The sequence below is a fragment of the Mesorhizobium sp. M2C.T.Ca.TU.002.02.1.1 genome, from assembly GCF_003997225.1.
On the sequence record NZ_RZTO01000132.1, the window covers coordinates 1 to 10,428 of the forward strand.

At 63.8% G+C, this 10,428-nt stretch carries 11 protein-coding genes; 5 read left to right on the top strand and 6 right to left on the bottom strand.

Going from position 1 to position 10,428, the window contains the following annotated elements; all coding sequences use genetic code 11:
* The first annotated feature begins 226 nt into the window (after positions 1-226).
* On the top strand, positions 227-715 hold the full coding sequence (gene dps / locus EOD07_RS09850; RefSeq protein ID WP_127235292.1) for a DNA starvation/stationary phase protection protein Dps: 489 nt from the start codon (positions 227-229) through the stop codon (positions 713-715).
* Between the two features lie 28 nt (positions 716-743).
* Here dps and xdhC read toward each other — a convergent pair whose 3' ends face one another.
* From xdhC to uraH, 4 genes are all read right to left on the bottom strand, one after another.
* Positions 744-1,646, bottom strand: coding sequence for a xanthine dehydrogenase accessory protein XdhC (gene xdhC / locus EOD07_RS09855; protein WP_127235293.1), 903 nt, complete (start codon positions 1,644-1,646; stop codon positions 744-746).
* A 62-nt stretch (positions 1,647-1,708) separates the two neighbouring features.
* A complete protein-coding gene (gene xdhB, locus EOD07_RS09860) occupies positions 1,709-4,072 on the bottom strand; it encodes a xanthine dehydrogenase molybdopterin binding subunit (protein ID WP_127235294.1) in 2,364 nt (787 codons plus the stop codon).
* A complete protein-coding gene (xdhA, locus tag EOD07_RS09865; RefSeq protein ID WP_127235295.1) occupies positions 4,072-5,547 on the bottom strand; it encodes a xanthine dehydrogenase small subunit in 1,476 nt (491 codons plus the stop codon). Before xdhA ends, xdhB begins: the two co-directional genes overlap by 1 nt.
* 3 nt (positions 5,548-5,550) lie before the next feature.
* Entirely contained in the window at positions 5,551-5,925 is a 375-nt protein-coding gene (uraH, locus tag EOD07_RS09870) for a hydroxyisourate hydrolase (protein WP_127235296.1), read from the bottom strand.
* Between the two features lie 185 nt (positions 5,926-6,110).
* Between uraH and puuE the strand changes: the two genes are divergently transcribed.
* From puuE to EOD07_RS09890, 4 genes are all read left to right on the top strand, one after another.
* Entirely contained in the window at positions 6,111-7,535 is a 1,425-nt protein-coding gene (puuE, locus tag EOD07_RS09875; RefSeq protein ID WP_127235297.1) for an allantoinase PuuE, read from the top strand.
* A gap of 80 nt (positions 7,536-7,615) precedes the next feature.
* Complete coding sequence (locus tag EOD07_RS09880) at positions 7,616-8,476, top strand: bifunctional allantoicase/(S)-ureidoglycine aminohydrolase (RefSeq protein WP_127235298.1); 861 nt, start codon at positions 7,616-7,618, stop codon at positions 8,474-8,476.
* Positions 8,473-8,964 (top strand): ureidoglycolate lyase, encoded by a 492-nt coding sequence (locus EOD07_RS09885; protein WP_127235299.1) that lies wholly within the window; start codon positions 8,473-8,475, stop codon positions 8,962-8,964. The genes EOD07_RS09880 and EOD07_RS09885 overlap by 4 nt, the downstream gene beginning before the upstream one ends.
* A gap of 15 nt (positions 8,965-8,979) precedes the next feature.
* Positions 8,980-9,573, top strand: coding sequence for a nucleoside deaminase (locus EOD07_RS09890; RefSeq protein ID WP_073989231.1), 594 nt, complete (start codon positions 8,980-8,982; stop codon positions 9,571-9,573).
* A gap of 10 nt (positions 9,574-9,583) precedes the next feature.
* Here EOD07_RS09890 and EOD07_RS09895 read toward each other — a convergent pair whose 3' ends face one another.
* Together EOD07_RS09895 and EOD07_RS09900 are read right to left on the bottom strand one after the other, a co-directional pair.
* Positions 9,584-9,895, bottom strand: a complete 312-nt coding sequence (locus tag EOD07_RS09895; RefSeq protein ID WP_127235300.1) for a BrnA antitoxin family protein — start codon at positions 9,893-9,895, stop codon at positions 9,584-9,586.
* Complete coding sequence (locus EOD07_RS09900; protein WP_127235301.1) at positions 9,882-10,136, bottom strand: BrnT family toxin; 255 nt, start codon at positions 10,134-10,136, stop codon at positions 9,882-9,884. The genes EOD07_RS09895 and EOD07_RS09900 overlap by 14 nt, the downstream gene beginning before the upstream one ends.
* Positions 10,137-10,428: the final 292 nt, after the last annotated feature.

A 10,428-nucleotide genomic window follows, 5' to 3' on the forward strand; every position in this document is an offset into this window, starting at 1 on the left:
ATGTTCCTGGCCCCGTTATCCGTGAGGCGCAACAAACACGTTCCGGGCCGCTTTGGGAAATGAAGAAAGCGGTGAGCAGCGGTGAGCGCCAGTCACACCTGCGATCGGAGTCGTGCGCTTCAATCCAATGCGGAACGAAACCCATCCCATCGCCGTTCTGACGGTTGGCGGTCGCCCCGGCCGCCTTCAGCTCTCAGCAATCAATGCAGCGCGACAGGAGCCGACCATGGACGCCATCGTCACCAAGAACGACCTCAAATCCGATGCCAAGAAGGAATCGATCGATCTGCTCAATGCCAGGCTTGCCGACGCCATCGACCTGGCGCTGATCACCAAGCAGGCGCATTGGAACGTCAAGGGCCCGCAATTCATCGCCATCCATGAAATGCTCGACGAATTCCGCGAGGAGATCGACGGCCATGTCGACATCGTCGCCGAGCGCGCGGTGCAGCTCGGCGGCACCGCGCACGGCACCTCGCAGGACGTGTCGAAGGCGACCAAGCTGAAGCCCTATCCGACCGACATCCACAAGACCAAGGATCATCTGGCGGCGCTGATCGACCGCTATGCCACGGCCGCCAAGCTCGCCCGTGAAGCGATCGACGAAGCGGACGACGCCGGCGATGCCGACACCGCCGACATCTTCACCGCCTATTCGCGCTCGCTGGACAAATTGCTGTGGTTCCTCGAAGCGCACACGCAGGAAAAGGAATAGACAGACTATCCTTGCCTGGCCGGCTGGATCAGCCGGCCATCGCCTTTTCAGCGCCGGCTGGACCTGGCGCCCCCACGGCATGCGACACCAGCGCCGTCATGATCTCGGCGGCGGCGAGCGCTGCGATCACCGGCGGGCGCTTGTCCTTCACCGTATTGCCGCCGACGGGCGAAACGAGCCGATCGAACTGCGCTTCGTTGCCCTCGGCCGACTTCAGGAACCAGCTCCTGAAAGTGGCCTTCTTGGTCTTCGAGCCGATCATGCCGACATAGGCGGTGTCGTCTCGCTTCAGCGCTTCGGCGACGATCAGGAAATCCAAAGCATGGTCGTGGGTGAGGATCGCAAAGGCCGATCCGGCCGGCGCCTCGCGCACCACGGCTTCGGGCATCGGGGTCAGCCGCGTCTCGACCGTTTCCGGCATGTCTTCCAGCGCGTCAGACCGGGTCTCGACGACGACGACGTGGATCGGCAGCAGCGCAAGCGACGCCGCCAGCGCCTGGCCGACATGGCCGCCGCCGAACAGATAAACATGGGGCAGATGCGCTTCTTCCGACTCGGCGTCGGCGATCAGCTTTTCCTCGATTGTCCCGTCGACAAGGCGGATCGACACCTCGACGCGGCCGCCGCAGCATTGGCCGATCTCCGGCCCGAGCGGGACATCAAGCGTGGCGCAGACCTCATCGACCTCGATGCGGGTTTCATTGGCGGAGGATCGCGACCGCGTCCCGCTGCCAAGCATCTGCCGCGCCTTGTCGATCGCCATATATTCGAGCTGGCCGCCACCGATGGTGCCGAAAATGGCCGATGCCGAGACAAGCATGAAGGCGCCGGCCTCGCGCGGTGTCGAGCCTTTCGTGGCCGCCACCTCGACGAGGGCGACCCGGCCAGCCTGGCCGAGAAACGCCTTCAGGCTTTGCACTTTCGAATTCATCGTCTGCATTTCCATCCCGGAAATATAGCGTTTTGCGCCTCGATTTGCACGTTTGGCCGGATTCAGGCCTGCTTTGCGGCTTCGCGCTTCAGTCGCTCGACCGCCATCAAAACCCGTTCCGGCGTCGCCGGAGCATCGAGGCGCGGGCAGATCTTGTGATCCGCGACGCTCGCCACCGCGTCCGACAGCGCATGCAGCACCGACATGCCGTGCGGCAGCGGCGGCTCGCCGACCGCCTTGGAGCGATGGATGGTCGGCTCATAGGCGGACGACCAGTCGGTCAGCTTGACGTTGAAGATCTTTGGACGGTCGGACGCCAGCGGGATCTTGTAGGTCGACGGCGCGTGCGTGCGCAGCCGCCCGCTGTCGTCCCACCAGAGTTCTTCCGTGGTCAGCCAGCCCATGCCCTGGATGAAGCCGCCCTCGACCTGACCGAGGTCGATCGCCCGGTTCAGCGAGCGGCCAACGTCGTGCAAGATGTCGGTGCGCTCGACCACATACTCGCCGGTCAGCGTGTCGACCGAGACTTCCGAGCAGGCCGCGCCATAGGCGTAATAGTAGAAGGCGTGGCCGCGGCCCTTGGCACGGTCCCAATGGATCTTCGGCGTCTTGTAGAAGCCGGCCGCCGACAACTGGACACGGTTGATATAGGCCTGCTTGACCAGGTCGTTGAAGGCCACTTCCTGATTGCCGACGCGCACCCGGTTCGGCAGGAACACCACCTGGTCGTGCGGCACCTGGTATTTGTCGGCGGCAAAGTCGATCAGCCGCTTGCGGATCTGGCGGGCGGCATCCTGCGCCGCCATGCCGTTGAGGTCGGCGCCGGAAGACGCAGCCGTTGGCGAGGTATTCGGCACCTTGGCGGTGGTGGTCGCGGTGATCTTGACCCGGTCGAGGTCGATCTGGAATTCCTCGGCGACGACCTGCGCCACCTTGAGGTGCAGGCCTTGGCCCATCTCGGTGCCGCCATGGTTCATATGCACCGAGCCGTCGGCGTAGACATGCACCAGCGCGCCGGCCTGGTTGGCCTCGGTCTTGGTGAAGGAGATGCCGAACTTGACCGGCGTCAACGCCAGGCCGCGCTTGATGAAGCGACTGTTGTTGTTGAAGGCGCTGATCTCGCGGCGGCGGCGCACATAATTCGCGCCGTCCTCGAGCTCCGCCACGATGCGGTGGATGATGTTGTCCTCGACCTTCTGGTGGTAGGGCGTGAAGCAGCGCTCACCGATGGCATCCATCGGGTCGTAGAAATTCAGCTTGCGGATCTCGAGCGGGTCCTTGCCGACCGCGAAGGCCACCTCGTCGATGACGCGCTCGGCACCGACCATGCCCTGCGGGCCGCCGAAGCCGCGGAAGGCGGTGTTGGAGACGGTGTTGGTGTAGAGCGGCGCCGACTTCGCATGCACCGCCGGATAGAAATAGGCATTGTCGCAATGGAACAGCGCGCGATCGCCGACCGGACCGGACAGGTCGGCGGAAAAGCCACAGCGCAAGGCGTAGGTGAAGTCGACGCCCAGGATGTTGCCTTTGTCGTCGAAGCCGACCTCGTAATCGATGGCGAAATCATGTCGCTTGCCGGTGGCGGTCATGTCCTCGTCCCGGTCGAGCCGGATCTTGACGGCGCGCTTGAGCTTCTTGGCGGCGATCGCGGCGATTGCGGCGCACTGATTGGCCTGCGTTTCCTTGCCACCGAAGCCGCCGCCCATGCGGCGCACTTCGACCGTGACGGCATGGCTCGGCACGCCGAGCGTGTGGGCGACCAGATGCTGCGTCTCGCTCGGCCCTTGCGTCGAGCAATAGACGGTGACCTCGTCATCCTCGCCGGGGATGGCGAGTGACACCTGGCCTTCCAGATAGAAATGGTCCTGGCCGCCAAGCCACATGCGGTTCTTGATGCGGCGGGGAGCCGCCGCGATCGCAGCGGCCGCATCGCCGCGCTTCAGGATCAGCGGCGTGGTGACCTGCTTGTCCTTGACCGGGTCGAGATCCCGGATGTCGATGACGGCCGGAAGCTCGTCATAGTCGATCTTGGCCAGACGCGCCGCGCGGCGCGCTTCCTCGCGCGTCTCGGCAACCACGGCGAAGATCGGCTGGCCGTAAAACTCAACCTTGCCTTCGGCGAGCACCGGATCGTCATGCATGTTGCTCGGCGAAACGTCGTTCTCGCCAGGGACGTCGGCATAGGTCAGCACATCGATCACGCCCGGCGCCGACCGCACCGCCGACAAGTCGACGCTCTTCAGCGTGCCATGCGCGATCTTCGACAGGCCGAGGCCGACATGCAGCGTGCCGGCAGGCTCCGGCATGTCGTCGATATAGACGGCGGCGCCGCTGACATGCTTGTGCGCGGAATCATGCCGCTGGTCGGTGGCGACGCCGCCGACGATCTTTTCCGCCTTCAGGTTCGGAGTGGCATGTTTGTTCATCAGGCCGCCTCGTCGCGTGAGACCTGGAACGGCGCCTTCGTTCCGGTCGTCTCGATATAAAAGCGCAGCAAGAGGTTCTTCGCCGCCAGCGCCCGGTATTCGGCGGTCGCCCGCATATCGGTCAGCGGTGTGAAATCCTTGGCATATTCGGCCATCGCGGCCTCCACCGTCGCTTCGTTCCAGACCTTGCCGACAAGCGCCTTCTCGACCGCCGTGGCGCGCTTCGGCGTCGCCGCCATGCCGCCATAGGCGATGCGGATATCGGCCACCGTGCCATCCTTGGCCAAGGTCAAACAGAACGCGCCGAGCGTCGCGGTGATGTCCTCGTCGCGGCGCTTGGTGACCTTGTAGACGGCAAATCTCGTGTCCTTCGCCGGCGCCGGGACGCGCACCGCCTCGACGAATTCGCCGGGCTGACGGTCCTGCTTGCCATAGGCAATGAAGAAGGTTTCGAGCGGGATCGTGCGGCGCGCGACACCCTTGCGCAGCGTGAGCTCAGCGCCGAGCGCGATCAGCGGAGGCGGCGTGTCGCCGATTGGCGAGCCGTTGGCGATGTTGCCGCCGATCGTGCCCATGTTGCGCACCTGCTCGCCGCCGATTCGGTCGACCAGCGGTCCCAGCGCCGGGATGCGCTTCGACAGCGTGTCGAAGGCCTCGCTGTAGGTGACGCCGGCGCCGATGGTGATGACGCCGTTCTTTTCCGATATGGCGCGCAGGTCCTCGAGACCGCCGATGAAGATCGCCGGCGAGATGTCGCGCATATGCTTGGTGACCCACAGGCCGACATCAGTGGAGCCGGCAACGATGGTGGCGCCCGGCTCCTTTTCGAGCACGGCGGCGAAATCGTCGACATTGGCCGGCACGATCAGCCGCTGCTTGCCAGAGCCGATCTCGACCCTGGCGCCATCGCGCAGGGTCTTCAGCCGCGCCGTGATGTCCTTGCGCTCCACCGCCAGCGGGTCCTTGGCCGCCTTGCCGTAGCTCGAAATGGCATGCGCGGCACGCATGATCGCCTCATAGCCGGTGCAACGGCAGAGATTGCCCTGCAGCGCCTTTTCGATCGCCGCGTTGGACGGATCGGGCGCCTTCATCCAGAGCCCATAGAGCGACATGACGAAGCCCGGTGTGCAGAAACCGCATTGCGAGCCGTGGAAATCGACCATCGCCTGCTGCACCGGATGCAGTTTTTCGCCGTTGCCCCGCAGGTGCTCCACGGTCACGACATGGGTGCCGTCGAGCGAGCCCATGAAGCGGATGCAGGCATTGACGCTTTCATAGACCAGGCCTTCGGCCGAGAGCTTGCCAACCAGCACCGTGCAGGCGCCGCAGTCGCCCTCGGCACAGCCTTCCTTGGTGCCGCGCAGCGAGCGGTCGAGCCGCAGCCAGTCGAGCAGGGTCGCATCGGGCGCGACGTCTCTCAGCGCCACGTCGCTGCCGTTCAGGATGAAGCGTATCTCGTTGCGGATCTCTGCCATGTGTCAGCTCCCCCGATAGGTCGAGTAACCATAGGGCGAAATCAAGAGCGGGACGTGGTAGTGCCGCGTTTCCGCCATGCCGAAGCGGATCGGCACGATGTCGAGGAAAGCTGGCTCAGGCAATTTGATGCCCTGGCCGCGCAGATAGTCGCCGGCGGCGAAGACCAGCTCATATTCGCCAATGCGAAACTCGGCGCCGGCAAGCAGCGGCGCATCGCAGCGGCCGTCGTCGTTGGTGGCGACGGTCTTGAGATGCGCGCGGTGCTGGCCCTCGATGCGGAAAAGCCCGATCGACAGGCCCTTTGCCGGCCGGCCGGTCGCCGTGTCGAGCACATGGGTCGTCAGGCGCCCGCCATCGGCTTTCGACGTCTCTGCCACTGGCGGCCTCCCATTTCCAGCACGACCGATTGGCCGGTACAGTTTCAGGTCAATTGTGCGCCAATTAAAGGCGATGCATAAGCCCCGGTCGAGCGGAGTGCGGCAAAAAGCACTTTCAAAAATTTTCGGGGGAATGCTGCAGCACTCCTTTCGATATCTTCAGTGCAACAAGGGCAGGAGCAGCCATGCGTTACGATCGGGACATGCGCGGTTACGGGGCCAATCCACCGGATCCGAAATGGCCCGGCGGCGCGCATGTCGCGGTGCAGTTCGTCGTCAACTACGAGGAAGGCGGCGAGAATTGCGTGCTGCATGGCGACAAGGCTTCCGAAGCCTTCCTGTCCGAGATCGTCGGTGCGGCGCCCTGGGTCGGCCAGCGCCACTGGAACATGGAATCGATCTATGAATACGGCGCCCGGGCCGGCTTCTGGCGGCTCTACCGGCTGTTCACGGAAGCCAAGGTGCCGGTGACCTGCTACGGCGTCGCCACCGCGCTCGCCCGCTCGCCCGATCAGGTCACGGCGATGCAGGAGGCTGGCTGGGAGATCGCCTCGCACGGGCTGAAATGGATCGACTATCGCGACCATGACGCGGAGGACGAGCGGCGCGATCTCGAAGAGACGATCCGGCTGCATTACGAAGTGACCGGCGCGCGGCCGACCGGCTGGTACACCGGCCGCACCTCGGTCAACACGGTGCGGCTCGTCGCCGAGGAGGGCGGCTTCGACTACGTCTCCGACACCTATGACGACGAGCTGCCCTACTGGTTCGACCGCGACGGACTGGAGAAGCCGCAGCTCATCATCCCCTACACGCTCGACGCCAACGACATGCGCTTCGCGACGCCGCAGGGCTTCAACTCCGGTGACCAGTTCTTCGCTTATCTGAAGGACAGTTTCGACACGCTCTATGCCGAGGGCAAAGCGGGCAGGCCGCGCATGATGAATATCGGCCTGCACTGCCGGCTGGTCGGCCGCCCCGGACGGGTAGCGGCGCTGAAGCGCTTCATCGACTATGTGAAGTCGCACGACAGGGTCTGGCTGACGCGGCGCATCGACATCGCCAAGCACTGGCGCGAAACGCACCCCTACGAGGCGCCGGCGCTGCGCCCGTCGCGGATGGGATTCGAGGAATTCGTGCATGCCTTCGGCAGCGTTTTCGAGCATTCGCCCTGGATCGCCGAGCGCGCCTACGAGTTGGAACTCGGACCTGCGCATGACAGCGCCGGCGGCCTGCACAACGCGCTCTGCCGCGTCTTCCGCGCGGCGAGCGAGGCCGAACGGCTTTCCGTGCTCAATGCTCACCCGGACCTTGCCGGCAAGCTGGCGGCGGCCAGGCGGCTGACGCCGGAATCGGCCAGGGAGCAGGCCTCCGCCGGGCTCGACGCGCTGACCGACAAGGAGCGCGAGCTGTTCTCGAAACTCAACGCCGCCTACGTCACCACCTTCGGCTTCCCCTTCATCATCGCGGTGAAGGGCAAGACCAAGGACGAAATCCTGGCGGAGTTCGAGGCGCGGATCGGCAACAGCCGCTCCACCGAGTTGGAAACCGCCTGCAAACAGGTCGAGCGCATCGCACTGCTTCGCCTGAAAGACATGCTCCCACTCTAATGTTTGTTGTTTTTTGTTGACGCAATTCCCGACGGAAAACCGCTTACTCTTCCTGGAATTGCTCTGAGGGTCAGGACCCCATGGATATGATCAAGACCGCCGAGCGAACCTACTACGCGCCGCAGGGCGGCCATTCCGGCCAGAACGAGCTCTTGACCGGCAGGGCCGTCTTCACCGAGGCCTATGCGGTCATCCCCAAGGGCGTGATGCAGGACATCGTCACCAGCCCGCTGCCCTTCTGGGACAAGACCAGGGCCTGGATCATCGCAAGGCCGCTCTCGGGCTTCGCCGAGACCTTTTCGCAATATATCGTCGAGGTCCTGCCCGGCGGCGGCAGCGACCGGCCGGAACTGGATGCCGGCGCCGAGGGCGTGCTGTTCGTCGTCGAGGGCGAGCTCACGGTTTCGCTTGCCGGCAAGAAGCATGTGCTTGCCCCCGGCGGCTTCGCCTTCCTGCCGCCGTCCAGCGGCTGGACGGTGCATAACGAGAGCGGCAGCGCTGCCCGTTTCCACTGGATCCGCAAGGCCTATGAGGCTGTCGATGGCCTCGACGTGCCGGAAGCCTTCTTCGCGAGCGACCAGGAGGTGGCGCCGAGCCCGATGCCGGGCACGGAAGGGCGCTGGGCAACGACCCGCTTCGTCGACCCAGCCGACATGCGCCACGACATGCATGTCACCATCGTCACGCTGAAGCCTGGCGCGGTCATCCCCTTCGCCGAAACCCATGTCATGGAGCACGGGCTCTATGTGCTGGAAGGCAAGGCGGTCTACCGCCTCAACCAGGACTGGGTCGAGGTCGAGGCCGGCGACTTCATGTGGCTGCGCGCCTTCTGCCCGCAGGCCTGCTATGCCGGCGGCCCCGGCAATTTCCGCTACCTGCTCTACAAGGACGTCAACCGGCACGCCAGGCTTGGCGGTTATCTCGGGGGCAAGGCGCGGTGAGCCGCATTGTCGCCAAGCCGCTGACCCGCGAGAATTTCGCGCCCTTCGGCGACGTCATCGACATGGGCGGCGACAACCGCTACCCGATCAACGCTGGCCGGGCGATGCGCTATCACGACCTCGCCACCGCCGAGGCTACAGGCCCGAACGCGCGCGTGCTGATCTCCATGGTGCGCGGCACGCCCTATGAGATGCCGCTGAAGCTCGCCATGGTCGAGCGCCATCCGCTCGGCAGCCAGGCCTTCATCCCGCTGTCACCGCGGCCGTTCCTGGTGGTCGTCTGCCATGACACCAAGGACGGCCCCGGAGAGCCGCATGCCTTTCTCGCCGGCCCCGGACAAGGCATCAACTACCGCCGGAACCTGTGGCACGGCGTGCTGACGCCGATCGGCGAGGAGCAGGATTTCCTCATCGTCGACCGCGGCGGCGACGGCTCCAATCTCGAAGAGTTCTATTTCTCGCACCCCTACGAGATCCACCTCCCCTGAAAGCTTGCGATTGACATGACCGACGTTTCGCTGATCGACCGCCTGCTCGACGTGATCGAGCATGACATCGTGCCGAAGACGGCTGAAGGCGTCGCCCATGGCAACAAGCTGTTCGGCGCCGCGATCCTGAGGAAAGACGACCGCTCGCTGGTGCTGGCCGAAACCAACAACGAGATCGAAAATCCGCTCTGGCACGGCGAGGTGCATTGCCTGAAGCGTTTCTACGAGATGCCCAAGGCCGAGCGCGTCGACACCAGGGATGCGCTGTTCATCGCCACGCACGAGCCCTGCTCGCTCTGCCTGTCGGCGATAACCTGGACCGGCTTCGACAATTTCTACTACCTGTTCAGTCATGAGGATTCGCGCGACAGTTTTGCTATCCCGCACGATCTGAAAATCCTGAAAGAGGTCTTCACCCTGGATCCCGGCGGCTACAATGCCGAGAACGCCTATTGGAAGAGTTTTTCCATCCGCAGGCTGGTGCGGGCGCTGCCCGAAGCCGAGCGCGACCGGCTGGAAGCGCGGATCGGCAGGATCGCGGCGCGCTATGACGAGCTGTCAGGCGCCTATCAGGCAAGCAAGGCCGAGAACGACATTCCGTTGAACTGACGCGGATTGCCTATCTTACCTTCGCGTTTTTCAGCACTTCATTTATCCTTGCCTGCCAGCCTTTGCCGGTCGCCTTGAATTTCCTGACGACATCCTGGTCCAGGCGGATGGAAACGACTTGCTTTGGTTTCTCCAAGGCCGGCCGGCCACGGGAACGCCTTATACTCTCGAAAAGCTCCGGGAGTGCTTCCGCGAAGGGCTTGGCTTGCGCCAACTGTTCGTCAGTTGCCTCCGCGTCCTCGGGATCGGCAGCAATCTGCCTTTGAATTTCGGCTTCCTCGGCATCGGTAAGCGGACGGATTCGTGACTTAGTGCTGCTCATACACGGACCTTTCCTTTCGGCTGGCGTGACGCATCGAGATCACCGAGATCGCCTCGGAACCAAGTGGCTTGAAGATCACGGCGAGAATGATCTCCCCAAATTCTCCAACCGCCTTGAGCCGACCGACCTTGGCCGGGAGGACGATTGAAGTGGCAAAGAACTCGACATCGAGATCGGCGAAATCGAGACCCCGGTTTTCGAGGTTCGTCACTCGTTTCGGCTCATCCCAAACGATTCTCAGGCGATATCATCCAGTGTGTCAGCGTCGGGCTACGTGAATAAACGTAATACAAAAATTAAACGAGAGATGCAAGAAGAAGCCGACCATCGGGAGAAGGCTCCTCAGCGGCCAAGGTCGCATTTTTTGATGCTCCAGTCGCGAATGGCGATTGAAAGTCGCTGCGCCACGGAGCGTTATGCGCCCCATGAAAACCGTCACCGAATTCCCCCGAAAAGTCGTCGAATTTCCCGATATAGGCATCGTCATGCCAGACGGCTGCCGGCTGTCGGCGCGCGTCTGGATGCCCGAGGAC